The sequence below is a fragment of the Dokdonia donghaensis DSW-1 genome, assembly GCF_001653755.1.
In the GTDB taxonomy this organism is placed as follows: Bacteria; Bacteroidota; Bacteroidia; order Flavobacteriales; family Flavobacteriaceae; genus Dokdonia; species Dokdonia donghaensis.
Window position 1 is genome coordinate 2,437,069 of record NZ_CP015125.1, and the last position, 21,076, is coordinate 2,458,144.

The 21,076-nt window shown below is 37.5% G+C and carries 20 protein-coding genes; 13 read left to right on the top strand and 7 right to left on the bottom strand.

The window, feature by feature from the left end:
- Positions 1-92: 92 nt before the first annotated feature.
- Entirely contained in the window at positions 93-233 is a 141-nt protein-coding gene (locus I597_RS14905) for a hypothetical protein (RefSeq protein ID WP_157496182.1), read from the bottom strand.
- Positions 234-565: 332 nt separating this feature from the next.
- Between I597_RS14905 and I597_RS10690 the strand changes: the two genes are divergently transcribed.
- Positions 566-1,783 carry a hypothetical protein gene (locus I597_RS10690; RefSeq protein ID WP_035324758.1) on the top strand — a complete coding sequence of 406 codons (1,218 nt, stop codon included), beginning with the start codon at positions 566-568 and terminating at the stop codon, positions 1,781-1,783.
- Between the two features lie 147 nt (positions 1,784-1,930).
- Positions 1,931-3,238, top strand: coding sequence for a dipeptidase (locus tag I597_RS10695; protein WP_035324757.1), 1,308 nt, complete (start codon positions 1,931-1,933; stop codon positions 3,236-3,238).
- An 81-nt stretch (positions 3,239-3,319) separates the two neighbouring features.
- On the opposite strand, the gene I597_RS10700 is transcribed toward I597_RS10695, so the two are convergent.
- Positions 3,320-4,843, bottom strand: a complete 1,524-nt coding sequence (locus tag I597_RS10700) for a DEAD/DEAH box helicase (protein ID WP_035324756.1) — start codon at positions 4,841-4,843, stop codon at positions 3,320-3,322.
- A 103-nt stretch (positions 4,844-4,946) separates the two neighbouring features.
- Complete coding sequence (locus I597_RS10705) at positions 4,947-5,456, bottom strand: DUF6155 family protein (protein WP_035324755.1); 510 nt, start codon at positions 5,454-5,456, stop codon at positions 4,947-4,949.
- A gap of 109 nt (positions 5,457-5,565) precedes the next feature.
- Here I597_RS10705 and I597_RS10710 point away from each other — a divergent pair, with 109 nt between their 5' ends.
- On the top strand, positions 5,566-5,949 hold the full coding sequence (locus tag I597_RS10710; protein WP_021779113.1) for a hypothetical protein: 384 nt from the start codon (positions 5,566-5,568) through the stop codon (positions 5,947-5,949).
- Positions 5,950-6,010: 61 nt separating this feature from the next.
- Here I597_RS10710 and I597_RS10715 read toward each other — a convergent pair whose 3' ends face one another.
- Positions 6,011-6,727, bottom strand: a complete 717-nt coding sequence (locus I597_RS10715) for an SDR family oxidoreductase (protein WP_035324754.1) — start codon at positions 6,725-6,727, stop codon at positions 6,011-6,013.
- Between the two features lie 97 nt (positions 6,728-6,824).
- Between I597_RS10715 and I597_RS10720 the strand changes: the two genes are divergently transcribed.
- A complete protein-coding gene (locus I597_RS10720) occupies positions 6,825-7,988 on the top strand; it encodes an esterase-like activity of phytase family protein (RefSeq protein WP_160268163.1) in 1,164 nt (387 codons plus the stop codon).
- Between the two features lie 61 nt (positions 7,989-8,049).
- Positions 8,050-8,331 (top strand): DUF3817 domain-containing protein, encoded by a 282-nt coding sequence (locus I597_RS10725; RefSeq protein WP_035324753.1) that lies wholly within the window; start codon positions 8,050-8,052, stop codon positions 8,329-8,331.
- Here the strand turns inward: I597_RS10725 and I597_RS10730 are convergent.
- Complete coding sequence (locus I597_RS10730; RefSeq protein ID WP_035328571.1) at positions 8,323-8,688, bottom strand: DUF4870 domain-containing protein; 366 nt, start codon at positions 8,686-8,688, stop codon at positions 8,323-8,325. The two genes, I597_RS10725 and I597_RS10730, sit on opposite strands and share 9 nt — an antisense overlap.
- Positions 8,689-8,766: 78 nt before the next feature.
- Here I597_RS10730 and mnmE point away from each other — a divergent pair, with 78 nt between their 5' ends.
- The 7 genes from mnmE (at position 8,767) to I597_RS10765 (ending at position 16,446) form a co-directional block, all read left to right on the top strand.
- Complete coding sequence (gene mnmE / locus I597_RS10735; RefSeq protein ID WP_035324752.1) at positions 8,767-10,155, top strand: tRNA uridine-5-carboxymethylaminomethyl(34) synthesis GTPase MnmE; 1,389 nt, start codon at positions 8,767-8,769, stop codon at positions 10,153-10,155.
- A 143-nt stretch (positions 10,156-10,298) separates the two neighbouring features.
- Positions 10,299-10,673 carry a DUF2200 domain-containing protein gene (locus I597_RS10740; RefSeq protein ID WP_035324751.1) on the top strand — a complete coding sequence of 125 codons (375 nt, stop codon included), beginning with the start codon at positions 10,299-10,301 and terminating at the stop codon, positions 10,671-10,673.
- Positions 10,674-11,201: 528 nt separating this feature from the next.
- Positions 11,202-12,662, top strand: a complete 1,461-nt coding sequence (locus tag I597_RS10745; RefSeq protein WP_052111672.1) for an arginine decarboxylase — start codon at positions 11,202-11,204, stop codon at positions 12,660-12,662.
- Between the two features lie 32 nt (positions 12,663-12,694).
- Positions 12,695-13,633, top strand: a complete 939-nt coding sequence (gene speB, locus I597_RS10750; protein WP_035324750.1) for an agmatinase — start codon at positions 12,695-12,697, stop codon at positions 13,631-13,633.
- A complete protein-coding gene (locus I597_RS10755) occupies positions 13,623-14,597 on the top strand; it encodes a deoxyhypusine synthase family protein (RefSeq protein WP_035324749.1) in 975 nt (324 codons plus the stop codon). Before speB ends, I597_RS10755 begins: the two co-directional genes overlap by 11 nt.
- A gap of 2 nt (positions 14,598-14,599) precedes the next feature.
- Positions 14,600-14,920, top strand: a complete 321-nt coding sequence (locus I597_RS10760; protein WP_021779157.1) for a hypothetical protein — start codon at positions 14,600-14,602, stop codon at positions 14,918-14,920.
- Positions 14,920-16,446 carry a carbon-nitrogen hydrolase family protein gene (locus tag I597_RS10765; protein WP_035324748.1) on the top strand — a complete coding sequence of 509 codons (1,527 nt, stop codon included), beginning with the start codon at positions 14,920-14,922 and terminating at the stop codon, positions 16,444-16,446. Before I597_RS10760 ends, I597_RS10765 begins: the two co-directional genes overlap by 1 nt.
- Before the next feature lie 62 nt (positions 16,447-16,508).
- Here I597_RS10765 and I597_RS10770 read toward each other — a convergent pair whose 3' ends face one another.
- A complete protein-coding gene (locus I597_RS10770) occupies positions 16,509-17,864 on the bottom strand; it encodes a capsule assembly Wzi family protein (protein WP_035324747.1) in 1,356 nt (451 codons plus the stop codon).
- Between the two features lie 45 nt (positions 17,865-17,909).
- On the opposite strand from I597_RS10770, the gene I597_RS10775 reads away from it, so the two are divergent.
- On the top strand, positions 17,910-18,632 hold the full coding sequence (locus I597_RS10775; RefSeq protein WP_035324746.1) for a tyrosine-protein phosphatase: 723 nt from the start codon (positions 17,910-17,912) through the stop codon (positions 18,630-18,632).
- A 50-nt stretch (positions 18,633-18,682) separates the two neighbouring features.
- On the opposite strand, the gene I597_RS10780 is transcribed toward I597_RS10775, so the two are convergent.
- Complete coding sequence (locus I597_RS10780) at positions 18,683-21,076, bottom strand: GumC family protein (protein ID WP_035324745.1); 2,394 nt, start codon at positions 21,074-21,076, stop codon at positions 18,683-18,685.

The window sequence follows — 21,076 nt, forward strand, 5'->3', positions numbered from 1 at the left end:
TTTTACGCTTTCGCGAAAGCAAAAAAAGAAGCCTCTCTATCATATTGATAAAAAGGCTTCTCTTATTGTGTAAATAAATTTTAGGCTCGTGCCTAGTTCTCTTCTGTATCTAAAGTCACGTTGCCATCACCCTCTACGGCAAAAGTTTCCTTTGGGATAATGCGTCTAAAATTTGACGAACGGCGATAGGGATCTTGAAAATCTGCGTGTTTTTTTGTGGTTGATTTATCCATAGCGTTTTTTATTGTAAAGGTATTTTAAAATCTAAATGTTGTCTTTTTAAATAACAGATAATTAACAATGTACCTATTACTCAAACCTATTTTTATCAGAATATAAAGTATTTTGAACACCTTAATTTATGGTTTGTATATATAGAATCATTAAGAAAAATTAGACTATAAGTAACTATATTTTAGATACTTATATTTAAATAATGTTTTTTGCGCTTTCGCGAAAGCGTATATATACACCCTCTTACCACGATAACGTTTTCGGACTTTGGCACGCTACTTGTAATTAGTTAATCGTGAACATCAATCCACATTGATAAAAAACGAATATTATGAAACAGATAGCATTATTATTTATAGGTCTACTCACCTTTGCAGGAAGTAACTATGCAGCAGAAGAAGATACATCAATAAGACGAGGAACAGTTTACGACGGAAGTAAATACATCTTTGTAGAAAACGGGATAGAGTTTTCTGTCTTTCCAGATGGCGAATTTGATTTTTACATTCCAGAATATGTAGAGGGCGTAAGTCTATCTGTAAACGCTGGACCTGTGGGGATAAGTTTTAACACAGGTTTTGATTATGACCCTTACGTACAGTATGATGAGTATGGAGCGGTGATACAGATAGAAAATACACCTCTATATTATGACAACTATGGTCGTATCTCACAAGCAGGTGATGTAAATATCTTTTACAGAAACAACAGAATCTCTCGTGTAGGAGGCTTACAGATATTCTATAACAACTTTGGCGCTTTTTCACACTACACAGGTTTTATAAATGTGTATAACAGAAACTATGTATTTCACCCATTTCACAACTATTACTATAGACCACTCTTTAATAGATGTCTAGTGTACACAACTCCTTATAGAAGGTTTTATACACCTATACGTTATAACTACGCGTTTCATAGAAACAACTATTACAGAGGTTATAATAATGGATATAGAAATGCTCGTAGAGACTTTAGACGTCCAGATAGAGGTCGTGTAGCACATAATAATGGTCGTCGTGATAATGTAGATCGTAACAACGCTCGCTTTACTCGTGCAAATACTGGTAGAGTAGCAAGTCGAGGAAACTCACAAAGAACTATAAGTCGTGCAAATCGTACTACTTCAAGAGGTAATACAGCTGCAAGAACTACAAATGCAAAAAGAAATACTGCAGTAGCTCGTGATGGCGCTCAACGTGGGAGACCTACTACAACAGCAAGAGGAAACTCAAGCAGAGGTATAAAGGCGATAACGTCAAGATCTGGTAACACAGCTCGCAAGGCTACTACTAGAACAGCGACAAAACGCTCTAGCAACAGATCTGTAGCAAGTAACAGAACATCACGCCCACAGGCGAGAACAACGCAACGCTCTTCTCAAAAGAGAGCAACTACATCAAGAAGTACAAGTGCTAGAAAAGCAACTTCACAACGTAGTACACAGCGTAAAGCAACACCACAGCGCAGCACAAGAAGTACAAGCGCTAGATCTTCATCAAGTAAAAAATCAAGTAGAGCAACCACTACGAGAACAAGAAGAGGATAGGAGATAATAACTTTGGTTGGTTAGTTTGGAAGACCCTAGTTGCTATATGCGCTAGGGTTTTCTTTTTGTTATAGGGTGTAGTATCTTTTAGATAATAAAGCAGACATTTTTAGTACCTTAGGATCCTTAATCCAAACATCCTAACCAATGAATAGACTATTTTATATTGTAGCCTGTCTTCTACTCTTACAATCGTGTCAAGAGAAAGAAATAAAAACTCCAGAAAAAATGACAGAAGCCCAACTTATAACAAAGGCTACGGCCATCCATAAAAATGTAATGACGCTAGACACGCACTGTGATATAAACGTCAAGAACTTTACAGACTCTATAAATTATACACAAAAGCTTACCTCTCAAGTAAACTTACCAAAAATGCAAGAAGGCGGTCTAGATGTGCCTTGGTTTATCGTTTACACAGGTCAAGGTGAACTTAATGAAAAAGGCTATAAAGCCGCCTATGAAAATGCTATGTCAAAATTTGACGCTATCCATAAACTTTGTGAAGAGATTGCTCCAGAGCAAATCCAGCTAGCCACAAGTGCAAAAGAAGCTAGAGAGATCTGGAAATCTGGTAAAAAAGTAGCAATGATAGGAATAGAGAACGGATATCCTGTAGGAACAGACATCACAAACGTTGAGAAGTTTTACGACCTAGGTGCGCGCTATATGTCTCTTGCTCATAATGGCCACAGCCAGCTAAGTGATAGTAATACCGGTGAGGCAGATGATGTATGGCTTCACAATGGTCTAAGTGATCTAGGTAAAGAGGTTATTGCAGAGATGAACCGTGTAGGGATGATGATAGATGTATCACACCCTAGTAAAGAAGCGATGCGACAAATGATAGAACTAAGTGAGACCCCTATAATCGCTTCACACTCCTCTGCGAGAGCATTATGTAACCACAGCCGTAATCTTGATGATGAGCAACTACAGTGGATGGTAGAAAACGGTGGTGTTGTACAGACAGTCGCTTTTAAAAGCTACCTAAACACAGAAAAACACGATGCCTATGAAGCAGAAGCACAGCAAATACTAAAAGAAATTGCAGACTCTATAGGTCTTAAATGGATGGAGCGCAAAGAGGTAATGGCTTTACCACAAGAGCAACGAGCAGATTATTATGAAAAGTATACAACCGTAATGCTACCGGTACAAAAAAAGAAACTCGCACAACGCACAGACCTCCCTCCTGCTGTAGATGTGACAGACTTTGTAGATCATATAGATTACCTAGTTGAGAAGATGGAAATAGATCACGTAGGCATCTCATCAGATTTTGATGGTGGTGGCGGTATAGAAGGATGGAGCGATGCTTCAGAAACGATGAATGTTACTATAGAACTTGTAAGGAGAGGATATACAGAAGCACAAATAGAACAACTATGGAGTGGTAACTTACTACGCGTACTTGACGAGGTGCAAGCCTATGCCACAGAGATGAAATCTTAGTGAGCTGTAAATGATTAAAATGAAAGAGCCCAAACAATCGCGTTTTGTTTGGGCTCTTTTATATTTTATGATTGAGAGATATTACATATCTCGCTCACGACATATTTGGTTAATCCTACGCTTTAACTTACGCTCATAATCTTCTTGTAACCAGTCTCTATAGTTTTGAGTATTATTCATAATACTATAAGAATACTGTCGTACTCTATAAGCAATATCATCACGTAATTTACGAGCCAGCACACGAGCATCAAAAACGTCTTCACTGTTTTCTACCACCATCTGTGCGTGTTGCTCGATGGCATTTTCTAGTGCGGTCTTTGCTTTCTTACCTTCTTTAATTACCTTTTTATATTCCTTCTTTATATCAAAGTGTATCTTTTCTGTATTTGCAAACTCTTTACGAAGATCTGGAGGCATAACGTATGTAAAGTTGCGCTCTATCTCCTCATCTGCAATGAGGTTTTCAAGGTAAAAATCTGGGTATGCAAATATCTCTTTCCAGTCTATAGGTGCTTCCCAAAGACCAAAACGTGCCGCATTATTTCCTAAGTCTAATACTTTAAAGGTAGTCTTTCCAGGCGCTATACGTGACCCACGACCTATCATCTGGAAGTAAAGTGTAAGCGACTTTGTTGCTCTGTTGAGTATAATGGTATCTACAGTAGGTTCATCAAAACCTGTTGTAAGGATACTTACAGAGGTAAGTATCGCGTCTGGTGTGTTTTTAAACCAGTCTAATATCTCAGCACGCTCCTTAGCACTATTTGTGTTATCTAAGTGTCGTATGTCGTATCCTGCTTGTCTAAAGGTCTCGTGTACATATCTAGACGTATTAATACCATTATTAAAAATAAGGGTCTTCTTACCTTTAGATTGATCTTCGTAGGCGCTAAGCAGCTTTTGCTGCATAGAGGCATCTGTATATAAGATATCAGAAGATTTTACGGTATAATCTCCATTAATACCCAGCTTTAAGGTACTTAGACCTACATTATAACTTATAGTTTCTGCCTTAGACAAGAACCCTCTTTTTATAAGTGCAGGTATGCTCTCTCCTATCATAAGTTCTTGATAGTTGTCCTTCATAGGCAACTTTATGTTAGAACTTAGTGGTGTTGCTGTCACACCTAGTATAAAAGCATTTTTAAAGTAGCTAAAGAGTTTTCTAAACGAGTTATAGTGTGCCTCATCTATAATCACGAGCCCCACATCTTCCATTGTGATTTGCTCTTCTTGTAGTCGGTTTGTGAGTGTCTCAACCATTGCTACGTAGCACATATAATCATCTGCTTCGTCTAGGGTTTTTACATCACTACTTATAATCATATTAGGCACCTTAAACTCCGTAAGCATACGCGAGGTCTGGTTAGAGAGCTCTATACGGTGTGTAAGGATAACTACCTTCTTATTTGCACGTTTTATATAATTACGTACAATCTCAGAAAATATTACCGTCTTACCACCTCCGGTAGGCAGCTGGTACAACAGGTTATAATCTGGAGTGGTTCTATCCATCACGCTAAAAACGGCGTCTAGATCCTTCAGCTGGTAGTCGTATAATTTCTTTTCTGGAGTGTCTTTTTCTTTAATGAGGTCGCTCAAAAGTGTAGGTTTCTTCGGTTAAAAGTGAATCTTGCAAAACTAAGGGATTTTTCTGCTTTCGCGAAAGCGTACCGCAAAAAAATAGTACTAATCTTACAAAATCTTACTCTGGGTCTGCTGCTTCGTCAAAAAGTGCTGCATTGGGCCAGCGCTCATCTTCGGTAAGACTTACGATGCGCTCTATGCGATCTCCTACCTCTTCTAGTAAATGATGATAGGTCGCATACTGTACAAGTTCTTTAAAAGAGTTGAGCATACTTTTATAAAAAGCATCTGGTTGTGGTGTGGTGCCCTGAGCGTAGGTTTGTGCTATCTCAATATTAAAAAGCATTACATCTACAAGCAGTAAGGGGTTCATCCCTAGTGTTTTAAAGTGCTTGATGTATTTTTGAGCAACAGACCTTCTTTTTCTTGCTCGTTTACGGCGAGTAGGAAAATATTCATTACTTATTTTAACCTTTGCCTCTTCTACCAGCTTGTCTTCTTTAGGGTTAAAAACAAAATCATAATAGGTCTTAACCGCTGGTATACGGTCATATAACTCGATAATTTGCTCTTGTAAGGCAGCGTTATCTAAGGTGGTAAGATGTTTTTTAAGTGCTCGTTTACTCATTAAGAAGTGATTACCTGTAGCGAATTTAAAATAAAAAATAGTGGCAAGAAGCGATTCAAAAACCTATTTTTGTAACAATACCAATACAGTTACTAAACCACCACCTGCAATGAATACATTACAAGATAGTAAAGCCGTAAACTTGATCAAAAAATTGATCGCTGATGTTGCTCAAAACGGAATCATTACAAATACCGTAGTTGAAGATCTTAAAGCTTTACGCCCACATACTATTACAGAACAATTACCATTACTTGCAAAGGCTACACGTCTCTCTGCAGAGCATATAGAAGAGTATGGAACTTTTGCCATCCCTATCCCACAAGATGAGGATATCGCAGATGAGAATGATGAAATCATCTCTGAAGTAGAAGTTGCCGAAAGTACTCCAGAAGAGAGTTTTCACTACTTTATGTCTCTTATAAAAAATATAGACAAAAAGACTAATGAAGACGAGCTACGCGTATACGTACAGGCACTTAGAGATTACTAAGTCTATAAAACATTAATTAAAAAAGCCTCAAGTTTAATTACTTGAGGCTTTTTTAATGCGTTTATTTTTTTGGCGGCTTTGCTGGGCGTACCTCCACTTTACTCGGTAATGTTCTGGGATGCATTTTAAGTAAGTCTACCGTGAGCTGACCCAAATCTTCGGGTTGTATGCGCCAGTCTGTCCCTTCATCTGGGGTTCTGCCTCCAAAATGACTACTTACAGATCCAGGCATAATAGTAGTTACCTTGACATCATCCTGACGTACATCCATCATTAAGGCTTGTGAGAAGCCTGTAAGGCCAAATTTACTCGCATTATATGCCGTACCCTTCTCAAAGAAGTTAGTACCCGCAAGACTAGAGATAGTAATCATATATCCTTTTGACTCTTTTATAGCTTCTAGAGATGCTTTTACAGAGTAAAATACGCCCGTGAGGTTTGTATCTATGGTCTCGTTCCATTGCTGGGGTGTCATATCTGTAATGTTTTCAAAATGTCCCAAGCCCGCGTTTGCAATAAGTACATCTATCTTCCCAAACTTGTCAAGAGTTGCCTTCACAGCCGCTTGCTGGCTTTCGTAATCGCGCACATCTGCAGCGACGCCCAGTATGTAATTATCGTTTTCTGTGAGCTCTGTGGCAGCTTCTTTAGTACTTTTCTCATCTCTTCCGGTGATGGTAACTTTCATTCCTTGATGGAGTAATGCTTCGGCTATGCCTCTCCCTATTCCTTTGGTACCGCCCGTGATGAGGGCAACTTTATCTTTTAAATCTTCCATTGTGATTGTGTTTTGTATAAAGGTAATCACGCTTTCGCGAAAGCGGAAACATACTATTTTAAAGTATTGTGAAAATTTGCCACGCTCTCGATCTATAATGATAACATTACATTATTATAAAATGACAGACCTTTGCAGCTCAAAATATGATGCATTTATGAAACTATGTAGACTACTCCCTATTATAACCCTCTTACTCATTACTGCGTGCAGCTCTTTACCAAAGGCTTCAAAAAACACCGCTAAAGCCGAAATTACAGCACTCACCTTTATAGATGAGGCCATTATACCTGCCACGACTACCTATGAGGGGACCAAGGTGGGTGGTCTCTCTTCTATAGATTATGCAAACGGACAGTGGTTTATGATTTGTGATGACAGAGCTCAACCTAGATTTTATACAGCACGCATAACAACGAGTGGAGCCGGTATCTCACAACCAGAATTTACTGCTGTTACCTACTTAAAAGATAATAACAATAGCCTATTTACACCTGGTATTGCAGACCCTGAGGCGCTGCGCGTTACAAATGATAATCACATTATATGGAGCAGTGAGGGCAATGTGGCAAAAGGGATACAGCCCTTTGTACGTATGGCATCACAAGACGGAGCTTATGTAAAAGATATGATGGTTGCTCCTAAGTTTTTGATCTCTCAAAAGGATAAAGGACCTCGCAATAATGGCGTTTTTGAAGCACTCACAAGAGACTATAGCGATAATAGCTACTGGATTACCACAGAGTTACCGCTTAAGCAAGACGGTAATGAACCTACTTATAAAGACTCACAATCGCCCGTACGTATAGCACATATAAAACCAGATGGCACCTTTGCATCAGAGTATGTCTATATGCTGGATAAGGTGGCTAGGCCTGGCAAGCTTGAGGTAAATGGGGTGACAGAGATCCTCTCTTATGATAAAGATTCTTTTCTGGTGCTAGAGCGCTCTTATGCCTCTGGGCATAGCGATGGCGGTAATGATGTAAAGATTTATAAAGTAAATACCGCAGGTGCTACAGATGTGCGTGATATAGCAAGCTTGCAAGAAGCCTCATATACTCCTGTGACTAAAACGCTCTTACTAGATATGGAAACCCTGCGACCACAGCTCACAGATGGTATTATAGATAATGTAGAAGGAATGACTTTTGGGCCCGTACTGGAGAATGGAAAACGGTCACTTGTGGTAATATCTGACAATAACTTTAACTCTTTTGGGAAACAGCTCAACCAGCTTATCTTATTTGCAGTAGAATAAGTGCAGTCTACTGTTGGCTCATCTTGCCTTGCGTAGTATTTTTGTAAAAAAAATAGATACGATGCTCAAAAGCTTTAGAATACTTAGTTTACTCGAGGGAGTTTCATTTCTTGTGATTCTCTTTATCACGATGCCGTCAAAATATGCTTTTGATAACGGGATGCCCAATAAAGTTATCGGGATGGCACACGGTTTTTTATTTCTTGGCTATGTTGTGATGGCTATTATGATGAAGCCCGTATTAAAATGGAACAATAAAACACTTGCTATTGTATTGCTGTGTTCTATCATTCCATTTGGGACCTTCTGGATGGATAAAAAATATCTCCGTCCGCTAGCTTAAAAACTTGATACTTATATAATAATTAGGCTTCTCTCCCCTATTTACTCTTACGGCATTTACAATAGGTAGTACAAAACCTACCACTACGATACCTAGCAATGCAATAAGTCCCAGCCCTAATAGTAAGATTGCCGGTATGCTCAATAGTGCATATACAATAAGGCTTATCTGGAAGTTAAGTATGGCCTTGCCATTTTCATCTAGTTCTTGCACGCGCTCCTTGTTTGCCGCCCAGATAATGAGCGGTACGATAAGACCGCCAAAGCCTACTACATAATGTAATAGCTGTGATAAATGTGTGAGTACTAGAAGCGTTTTGTCTTCCCTTACGTGTGGTGTTTGTTGTATAATTTCCATAATAACAGATTTTTGATTGATTAACATATACGTCTATGCTTACGCGAAAATGTTACACGTTTGTTTAATTTTGCAGTGATGAATATACAAGACACCATAGTTGCCCTCGCCAGTCCTGCAGGAGCTGGAGCCATTGCCGTGATACGTGTTTCTGGTCCAGAAGCACTTGCCATATGCTCACCTATTTTTAAATCTGTGAGCGGCAAAGTACTTGCAAATCAAAAAACCCACACCATACACCTAGGGCATATTATGGACGGGCAGCGCACCATAGACGAGGTACTTGTATCCCTCTTTAAGGGCACAAACTCTTATACTGGAGAACCCACAGTAGAGATCTCTTGTCACGGCTCAAGCTACATACAGCAAGAGATTATACAGCTCTTACTGCGCTCTGGCTGTAGGACAGCAAAGGCTGGAGAGTTTACCCTGCGCTCCTTTATAAATGGTAAGATGGACTTGAGCCAGGCAGAAGCCGTGGCAGATCTTATTGCAAGTGATAATGAGGCAGCACACCAGATAGCAATGCAGCAAATGCGCGGTGGCTTTTCTAACGAGATTGCACAACTGCGACAGGAGCTACTCAACTTTGCCTCACTTATAGAACTAGAACTAGACTTCTCTGAAGAAGATGTAGAGTTTGCAGATCGTACCCAGTTTAAAGACCTCGTAGCCCGTATTACAAAAGTACTAAAGCGCCTTATAGACTCCTTTGCTACCGGTAACGTTATAAAAAACGGTATACCTGTAGCCATTGTAGGAGAACCTAATGTGGGGAAGTCTACCCTACTCAATGCCTTACTTAATGAGGAGCGCGCCATCGTGTCTGACATAGCAGGTACTACTAGAGATACCATAGAAGATGAACTGTCTATAGGTGGGATAGGCTTTAGATTTATAGACACGGCAGGGATACGTGAGACCCAAGACGTGATAGAAGGACTCGGGATTAAAAAGACTTTTGAAAAGATAAAACAAGCACAAGTAGTTGTATTACTACATACTGCTAGCGAAGTCATACACCAGACAGATAGCGTAAAACTTGAGATAGAAAAAATTAAAAATCAATTTCCGCTCAAGCCATTGCTTGTTGTGGCTAATAAAATAGATGCTCTGTCTCCTAAAGAACTCAATGAGATAGAAACCAAAATAGATAACCTGCACCTACTCTCTGCCAAGGAGAATAAGGGTATAGATGCTCTTAAAGAAAAACTCTTAGACTTTGTAAACACTGGCGCCCTGCGCAATGATGAGACCATCGTTACAAACTCCCGTCACTATGACGCGCTACTCAAAGCCCTAGAAGAAATAGAAAAAGTGCAGTACGGTCTTGACACCGGCCTCTCTGGCGACCTTATGGCAATAGATATACGTGAGGCGCTCTACCACTTTGGGGAGATTACTGGCCAGGTGACAAATGATGAGCTACTGGGCAACATATTTGCAAACTTTTGTATCGGTAAATAGCAGGTCTATACTTTATGAGAAGGTAGCTATAACAAAGAACTGAGTTAAAACAACTCTACTTCTATTACACTCAGCATATCATAACTTCTTCATCACTATCTGGAAATAATAGTATATTTAAGTTCATTAATATCTAAAACATTATGAAAGTTACTGCCGCCAAAGAAGAAAAGGTAGCACAGATGATATTTGCATCCATCTACCCACATTACTGGAATAGACTAGAAAAAAATGGCCGTACCAGAGAAGAGTTTCACCAAGTGTTAGAATGGTTTACGGGTTATAATGAAGCGACTTTACAATCGCTTATAGATGAGAAAGTAACCTTTAAGGAGTTCTTTAAAAGAGCGACCATACACCCTAATGCAGACTTAATAAAAGGAGTGGTTTGTGGCTATCGTATAGAAGAAATAGAAGATGAGTTTCTCTTATACAAGCAATGCAGACAGATGGAAAAACTTATAGACGAGCTGGCAAAAGGCCGCAAGATGGAGAAGATATTAAGAACGGCCAAATAGCATAACAAGTACCATAGGCACCCTCTTACTCTTAATGATTTTTTTCTAGCGATATAAAGATTTGGGTACGCTTTCGCGAAAGCGCACTTTGCCTCACTAAAATATATCCATCGCAAAGAATTCATTTATAAGCAGCACAAAACACACATCACAACCAGTTATAATAGCCTGATATTAAATTATTTAAAAATAATTTCAAAATTTTTGTAAAAAAGTTTTTTGATTTGATTTTTTCGCTATGTTTACACCCTGATTCGGGTTTAGTAATATCGAATTGTCATAACGATGAAATCTTTTTTCATATTCGGGCTTAGAAGGATAAGGAAGTCTACTTCGAAAGCTGCTCTAGGGATAGAGACCCGAATTTTTAGGCTGACTTCTGAAGCAACTACTATTTTAAGATCACTAGCTCTTTATAGCTTTGATCCGTTTACGGTTTTCATTTTCCGTATCTGATTCTTATAGAATACCCCACCACTGCCCTACTACTGGGCCCACATCTCATATTACATATTTTACAACTTTATAATGAAGACAAAATACTTTGATCTTATAGATCAAACTTTTGATTTTCCGCAGGAAGAGTTCACTCTAAAAACAAATGAGCTCCAGTTCCACGGGATTGATTTGATGGCACTTATAAAAGAACACGGTGCACCACTTAAGTTTACATATCTACCTAAAATCTCTGATAATATAAACAGAGCAAAAACTTGGTTTGCAGCTGCTATAAAAGAGCACAACTATGCCGGTAATTATAATTACTGCTATTGTACTAAGAGTTCGCATTTTAAGCACGTACTAGACGAGGCTTTAAAAAATGATATTCATATCGAGACGTCATCTGCTTTTGATATTGATATTGTAGAAAATCTTAAGGCACAGGGCAAGATTAATAACGACACCTTTGTGATATGCAACGGGTTTAAACGTGACCAGTATGTTCAAAACATTGCACGCCTCATAAATAATGGGCATAAAAACTGTATCACAGTTATAGATAATTATGAAGAGATCACCCTACTAAGCGATGCTATAGATGGTAATTATAACATAGGTATACGTATCGCCTCAGAAGAGGAACCTAAGTTTGAGTTTTACACCTCTCGTTTAGGTCTGGGTTATAAAAACATTGTGCCCTTTTTTAATAAAGAGATTAAGGATAACCCTAAGGTTACCCTTAAGATGCTGCACTTTTTTATAAATACGGGCATACGTGACACCGCATATTACTGGAACGAGCTTCTTAAATGTATGAAGGTGTATGTCTCTCTTAAAAAGGTGTGCCCATCACTAGATAGCCTTAACATAGGTGGTGGTTTTCCTATAAAAAACTCACTTGCCTTTGACTATGATTATGCCTATATGGTGAGCGAGATTATAGGGCAGATTAAGCAAACTTGTGATGAAGCTGGCGTGGCAGTGCCTCACATTTTTACAGAGTTCGGCAGTTTTACGGTAGGAGAGAGTGGCGGTGCGATTTACCAAGTGCTATATCAAAAACAACAGAATGATCGCGAGAAGTGGAATATGATTAACTCCTCATTTATCACCACCATACCAGATACCTGGGCGATTAATAAACGTTTTGTAATGCTTGCTATAAACGGCTGGCAAAAGGAATATGAGCGCGTTTTACTAGGTGGTCTTACCTGTGATAGTGATGATTATTATAACAGTGAGCAGCATATGAACGGGATTTATCTACCTAAGTACAATAAGGATAAACCGCTGTATATAGGCTTTTTTAATACGGGTGCTTATCAAGAAAGTATAGGCGGTTTTGGCGGGTTACAACACTGCCTCATCCCTACTCCAAAACACGTTTTAATAGATCGTGATGAAGATGGCAAACTTAAAACGACGGTATTTGCAGAGCAGCAAACCTCTGAGCAATTGCTATCCATTTTGGGATATGATTATGGGGTTAATAACGCTTTCGCGAAAGCGGAATCAAAAACAGCATCACACAGCAAACAAACAGTATAACAACACAAGTAAAAAAAATTAAATAAATTACAATGAAATCTCAAAAAACGTATGCCGGCATAGAAGAAAAATATGCCAGCGCCGAATCTTCAAAAATCGTATTAATCCCTGTCCCTTATGACGGTACAAGTACCTGGGGAAAAGGTGCAGATAAGGGTCCTGAAGCCTTTTTACACGCATCTGAAAATATGGAGCTGTACGATATAGAGACAGATACAGAGGTTTATAAACAAGGTGTATTTCTTGCAGATACTCTTACAGGGCATAACACTGCAGAAGAAATGGTGGATGAAGTACACAAGGAGGTAAAAGCTGCTATTTTACGCAATAAGTTTGTCACGATGATGGGTGGAGAACACTCTGTATCTATAGGAGCTATACGCGCTTTTAATGAGTGTTATGATGACTTAACTGTATTACAACTAGATGCACACACAGACCTACGCAAGGAGTATGAAGGCTCTGTATATAATCACGCTTGTGCGATGTATGAAGCAAATGAGACTACAAACCTTGTGCAAGTAGGAATACGTAGTATGGATGCCTCAGAAAAAACAGTTCTTAATGAAGAGAATGTTTTTTATGCACACGATATGAGTACAGATGACTACTGGATGGACAATGCTGTAGAGCTTATGACAGATAATGTGTATATCACGTTAGATCTCGATGCCCTTGACCCTTCTATTATGCCATCTACAGGTACTCCAGAACCAGGAGGACTTTTATGGTATGAGACACTTGAGTTTTTAAGAAAGGTCTTTGAAGAAAAAAATGTGGTAGGCTTTGACATCGTAGAGTTATGCCCTAACCCTTCAGAAAAATCTTCAGACTTTCTAGCAGCTAAACTTTACTATAAAATGTTGAGCTACAAATTTATGGAGCAAGATGCAGATGAGGATAATGATAATCTCTATGCAAAAAATCAAAACACAATCACAAAGTTAAAATACGATCAAGATGAAGACTAAAGGAGCAATCTCTCAATTTATAGAGAAGTACTACCTGCACTTTAACGCAGCCTCTGTAGTAGATGCAGCAAAGGCCTATGAAGAGCAGCTCAATAAGGGTTCAAAAATGCTGGTTTCGCTTGCGGGAGCAATGAGTACGGCAGAACTAGGTAAAATTTTTGCAGAGATGATACGTAAAGATAAAGTACAAATCATCTCTTGTACGGGTGCAAACCTAGAGGAAGATGTAATGAATCTTGTAGCCCACAGCCACTACGAGCGCGTGCCAAATTATCGTGATCTAACCCCACAAGATGAGTGGGATTTATTAGAGCGCGGCTTAAACAGAGTTACAGATACGTGTATCCCAGAAGAGGAGGCTTTTAGAAGAATACAAGAACATATTGTAAAAATCTGGAAAGATGCAGAGGCTGCCGGTGAGCGCTACTTCCCGCACGAGTTTATGTATAAATTATTACTCTCTGGAGTACTCGAAGAATATTATGAGATAGACATAAAAGACTCTTGGATGTATGCCGCTGCACAAGCAAATCTACCTATCATAGTGCCAGGTTGGGAAGATAGTACAATGGGCAATATTTTTGCCAGCTACGTGATGAAGGGTGAACTTAAAGCAAGTACCGTAAAAGCTGGTATTGAGTATATGACCTATCTAGCAGACTGGTATACGGCAAACTCAGATAACGGTATAGGTTTCTTTCAGATAGGTGGTGGTATCGCTGGCGATTTTCCTATTTGTGTTGTGCCTATGCTTTATCAAGATATGGAGCGCACAGATACACCATTCTGGAGTTATTTCTGCCAGATAAGTGACTCCACAACTAGCTATGGCTCTTACAGTGGCGCTGTGCCTAATGAAAAGATAACCTGGGGTAAACTAGATATGAACACGCCTAAGTTTATTATAGAAAGTGATGCAACCATCGTAGCACCACTCATATTTGCTTACCTTCTAGATATGTAATTATGAAAAGTTCAAATAATCCAAATCTCAATAGAGTAATCGTAGACTTTAAGAAGTTAACTCCTGAGATACTTGCCCTAGTGGTCGAGAAATATCCATACGGTTATGATGATAGTGATATCATACGTTTTAGAAATGTAAAAGATGAACTCGTAAAGTGTATTGAAATTATTACAGAGGACACAAAGTACCTAGTAAAAATAAGTGCAAAACTAGAACGTGTGATGGAACAATATGATGAAGATGATTATGAGTCATACCAAGATAATGACCCAACAGCTGTACAAGATCCTTTTGACACAGACGAGGATATAAAAGAATAATGAAAACTGGAGATATAGAACACATTGAGCTCAAGTATCTTGAGCTCAATGACTATCAAGAACTTAAAACGGCTATGATATCTGCATATACAAATATGCCAGATTCATACTGGGAGGAGAAACATATATCAACATTGATTAAAAAGTTTCCAAAGGGACAAGCCGTCATAAAAATTAATGGGCAAATTGCCGGCTGTGCACTATCTATCATTGTCAACTATGATGAGTTTGAAGATGACCACACGTATAGAGATATTACTGGCAACTACACATTTTCTACCCACTCAGATGATGGTGATGTTCTTTATGGTATAGATGTATTTATCAAACCGGCATATAGAGGTCTGCGCTTAGGCAGAAGGCTCTACGACTATCGCAAAGAGCTATGTGAAGAACTTAACTTAAAAGGTATCACCTTTGGCGGTAGAATGCCTAATTACAGTCTTTATGCAGAAGACCTGAAACCTAAAGAATACATTGAAAAAGTAAAGCGCAAAGAAATAAATGACCCAGTGCTAAACTTTCAAATCTCTAATAACTTTCACCCAGCAAAAGTTATGAGAGGCTACCTAGAGGGAGATAAAGCCTCTGGAGAGTATGCTATCCTTATGGAGTGGGATAACATTTACTACAAGAAGCCATCTAGAAAAGCTGCTACAAAAAAGTCAAATGTACGTCTAGGGCTTATACAGTGGCAAATGCGACCTTACAATAGTCTAGAGGAGTTACTTAACCAAGCAGAGTATTTTATAGATGCTGTTGCTGGTTACAGATCTGACTTTGTGTTATTTCCTGAGTTTTTTAATGCCCCCCTTATGGCAAGGGATAACCATCTCAAAACGTCAGATGCGATAAGAAAACTTGCAAGGCATACGGAAGCTATAGTTCAGCAATTTTCAGAATTTGCAATAACCTATAATATCAATATTATAGCCGGTAGTATGCCCGAGATACGCGATGGACGCTTATACAATGTAGGTTATCTATGTAGACGTGATGGCAGTACAGAGCGTTATGAAAAACTACACGTTACTCCAGACGAGGCCAAAGTATGGGGTATGCAAGGTGGTACTGAGCTTAAAACATATGATACAGATTGTGGAAAAATTGGAATATTGATATGCTATGATTCTGAGTTTCCAGAGTTAAGTAGACTACTTGCAAATGAAGGAATGGATATACTATTTGTTCCCTTTCTTACAGATACACAAAATGGATATTCAAGAGTGCGTCACTGCTCACAAGCAAGAGCTATAGAAAATGAATGTTATGTAGCAATTGCTGGTAGTGTAGGTAACTTACCTAATGTAGAAAATATGGATATACAGTTTGCACAATCTATGGTGTTTACTCCTTGTGACTTCTCCTTCCCTACCAATGGCATAAAAGCAGAGGCAACACCAAATACAGAGATGATATTAATAGCCGATGTTGACCTAGATTTACTAAAAGAACTCAATCAATTTGGCGCAGTAAAAAATTTACGTGATAGACGGACAGATCTTTTTGAAGTGGTTAGAAAGTAAGTAGAATGAGCTCATAATAACAGTTTATGAGCGTATTTTGATTAGTTGAATCTACTCTAATATTAATCAAATGAAAAATTATAACCAATCCCAATAGCATAGGTATTCTCAAAATTATTTATAAAATCTGCTCCACTATACATTGATACTGCACCATAAGCTGCCAAAGGTAATTGTACCTGCATAGAAGTATATAATGCACGTTGTCTTGGTTCTATAGGTCTATTATATCTGCCTAAATTTTCTACGTAAGTTCCTTTTAGTTTATAATGTATTTTACTCAATCTTCCATTTAAGCCCAAATGGTGTCCAAAAACTCTATTATTTTGAGGAGTGGTGGTATTACCAAAGGGATTAATAAGAGGCAAACCTAATATCAAACCCTCGTAAGTCCAGCCGGATCCATATATACTATTTCTAAAATAATTATCACCTCCACTTTGTTGATTAAGTCCTTCGGTAGCTCTTGGACTACCGCTTTGCGATACCGTCTGGATATACTCATAAGTAACATTATCTATAAAAGATAAGGTCTTAGGAAATACACTTACGCCCCACACACCATCTGGGAAATTATTAAGCTCACGACCAGATCGATCTTCAAATAGCGTGTTATGATATATTTTAAAATCTATGCTTTTATAAGTTCCCAGATATGATACTTCGTAGGTACCTAGATGATTTCCTAGCGCATTAATGGCTTCGTTATCATTATCAATATCACCTCCATTAGCTCCAGTAAATGTTCTGAAAAATGCGTTAAAATCACCAGGCAATTTTGTTCCATCGCCTTGCGTACCTGCCCATTGAACATAATGTCGCAAAGAAACGTGTAAAGATGACTTATCCCGAATACGCCAATTTATACCAACTTTCTTATAATGCAATCTTGCATTATCAACCGAACGATCGTCGTTAAATTGATAATGAGCTATCTCTGCATCAAATGAGATATTTTTAAAAAGTTTTAGAGGTTTATTATTTGAAAGAAATAAACCAGGGAGCGCACGCGTATTTCCAGTAAAAAGAATGTTATTATTTATAACAGAATTTGATAGTTCTGACTCAGGTAAACTTTTAGAACCTACTATTACCTTAATTAAATTATTTTCATACTCTAGAAAGAGATCACTTCTTCTAATACTATTCTCAAATCCATTTGCCAAGTATCCCCCTACTCCAAGACTAAGGTTATGATCTTGCGAGAGTTTGTATTCTGCTTTCGCGAAAGCGGAAACTCCATAATCACTATTCTCACTAAGTAAACCTTGGGTATTGTTATGTAACCAGAATGGTAATCTATCTGAGTGCAAAAAACTACGAGCTCTAAAAGTCGCTTCAAAATCTAAGTTATTTTGGGCAAAAAGCGATAGATTGAGGAAAGATATTAGAATGATTATAATAGTGCTTCTTATCATAAGATGAAGGTACGAGTTTTAAAATAATTAAGGTATTTTTACGCTATGTTTGGACTATTTAATAATAAAATATCGTTTCTTGAGATCTGGTCTGGAACTCCTGAAATGCATTGTCACGTTTTACCTGGGATAGATGATGGTGCAAAGACCCCCAATCAAAGTGAGGAGCTTTTAAAAAAATATGCAGCTTTAGGTTGTACAAAAATTATAGCGACACCCCATACTATGGCTGGTATTTATGATAATACGCCAGAGATTATTAAAAGTGCATATGAAAATATAAGTGACAAACAGGACATAGCTTTGAGTTATTCTTCTGAGTATATGCTGGACGAAAATTTTAGTAAACTTCTAGAAGAGGGTAATATTATACCTCTTTATGAAAAGTATGTTCTTGTAGAAATGTCTTTTTTCCAACCTCCAGAAAACCTTTTTGAAATTATTTATAAAATAGGAACTTTAGGTTATATACCTGTTATGGCGCATCCTGAACGTTATGCCTACTATCATAAACGTTTTGATATTTATAAAGAGTTTAAACAAAAGGGCTGTCTGTTACAGCTTAACGCCTTATCACTTACACCTCATTATGGGGAGGGAGTACAAAAAATTGCCTTCAAATTACTTTCTGAAAACTTGTATGATTATATAGGTACAGATACCCATCGCATAGATCATTTGGAGAAAGTAAGGAACTTTAAAATTCCAAAGAAGTATCAAGAAAATTTACAGACCATATGTGATTTTACTAGAAATGAAATATTATAAAAATAGCCTCTCAGAATTGAGAGGCTATTTTTATAATAAACTAGTAGTAATTAAGATAAACCTAATCTATCTTTTAGTCTTTTAAATAAAGATTTTTTAGTCTGACCATAGCCGTAACCATAACCATACTTACTACCATAACCGAAATTATTGATTTTAATACCATTTATTGCAAATGCAATATTCTTAAGCTTTCCATCTCTGTAAAGCTCTTTTGGATATTCTAATAATTTAGTCTCTGTATAATCTGCTCGACTTACGTATACTGTCATATCTGCATTTTGGCTAATAAGTAATGTATCCGTCACAAGTAAAGTTGGTGCTGTGTCAACTATAACGTAATCATAGTCATCTTTAACTTCACTAATTAAAGTTTCAAAGCGTCCATTCATAAGAAGTTCAGCAGGATTTGGCGGAATCCTCCCCGATAAAATAAGGTCCATTTGCTCACTTTCATTCTTCACCTCAAAGGTTATGGAATCTACATCTACTGTGTCATCAAATAAATATTCTGATAATCCAATAGTCCATATATTTTTATCAATATATCGATGCAGCTGAGGGTTCCTTATATCTGCACCCACTAAAAGAATCTTTTTCCCTGTTGTCGCAAGTGATAACGCAAGATTGTAAGCAACAAATGTTTTACCTTCTCCCTTAATCGTAGATGTAACAAATATAGTATTACCTGTAACTCTTGATGAGCTCTTAATATAATATCCTAAATTTGTTCTCAAAATTCTAAATGCCTCTGCAAGTACTGATCTATCATTGCTTGTAATAGTTTCACTCTCCTTACTATCTATAGTAGGTACCTCTCCTAAAATTGCAAGTTCTGGCAATGCTTTCTCGATATCAAGGCGGTTATGTATTTTAGTATCTAACAGTGTTTTTACGTACACTATACCAAAAGGAATTAATAAACCTAAAACCAAAGCACCTAAGTAAACAATTTTGGGCTTAGGAGATATAGGATCTCTCAAACTGTAGGCTCTATCAACGATCTTAGCCTTTGGTGTTGTAACTGCTAGAGAAATTGCAGTTTCTTCCCTTTTTTGAAGTAGATATAGATATAAAGCTTCTTTTATTTCTTGCTGCCTCATTATATCACGAGCCGCCTTTGTTAAACTAGGGATTGCAGCAATTTTACCACCTATAGATCCACTCTGTCTTCTTAAGTCTTTATCTTCTATTTCTAAAGAAGTTTTGACATTGTCTAAACTAGAGGTTATACTCGATCGTAACTGCTTTAATTGATTATCTAAAGTAATTATAACAGGGTTTGCAGATGTGGAGCTTTTTAATAGACGTTCCTTTTCTAAAACCAAATTATTATATTCTTGTATTGATGTGGAAAGACCATCACCAGACAGACCCAAGTTTACCGGTAATAACTCATTATCAGAACCATTTTGCAAAAGTTCATTCATAGCACTAGCTAGACCAATTTTTGTCGAAACCTCTAGTCGTTTACGCTCAAGTTCTGTCTTACTTTGCAAAAACAATTGTCCTTCAGTAGCAATGTCAGTGACATTTTTATCTTCTCTAAAGTTTACGTTTTTTGTCTCTACAGAATCTAATTCGCTCGTAATGATTTCTAATCTTCTATCAATAAATTTAGCAGTATTGGCTGATACTAGATTACGATCCTGTATAGCATCATTGTTATAGACATCTATGAGCGTATTTAGTATAGCCTCGGACTTATTTGGTGCAGAAGAGTTAAAAGATATCTTTAGAACACTGCTATTTTTATTGGCAGCTTGAATATTAAGATTATTTTTTAAATCTATTACTGCTTGTGAAACACTAGATATACTCACGAGAGTAAAGTCATTAAATTCGTCCTTATCACTTCTTCTTGAAGGGTTACTTGCTGAATTAATAACTAGTTCTCCGAAATCCAAATTTAATGTATCACCAAAATTATAAGTACTCTCTTGAGCATCTTGAGCATCTTTAATTACAAACTCTTTATCTGAAATTTGCTTTATATAAAGCGATTTAAGAAGGTATGGAGATGATTCTTTTAAAGAAACCACAGCTACTGTAAAAGGTGTTTCTAAAAAGACCTCTGAAGATTTTACGTTACCTTCCCTGTAGTACTTAACATTTAAATTTAAATCTCTAACAACTTTTGATATGAGTCTTTTAGATTTGAGTATTTCTATTTCATTTTCAAAATCAGACTTACTCAGCCCTGCTCCTCCAAGTCCTAAATCTTCAAATGCAGCGAGCTCAGAAAGAGCACCATTATTAGTGTCCTTTATTAAAATAGTTGCCTCACTCTGATATACATAGGTACTATATCGTATATAAAGAAATGCTAACGATAAAAAAACTAATGCCGATAAAATAAACCAAGGTAAAAAACGGACATAAGGTGCAATTAATTCTTTGAGATTAAAATCTTCCTCTTTTATAGATGTTTTAAGTTCTGACAT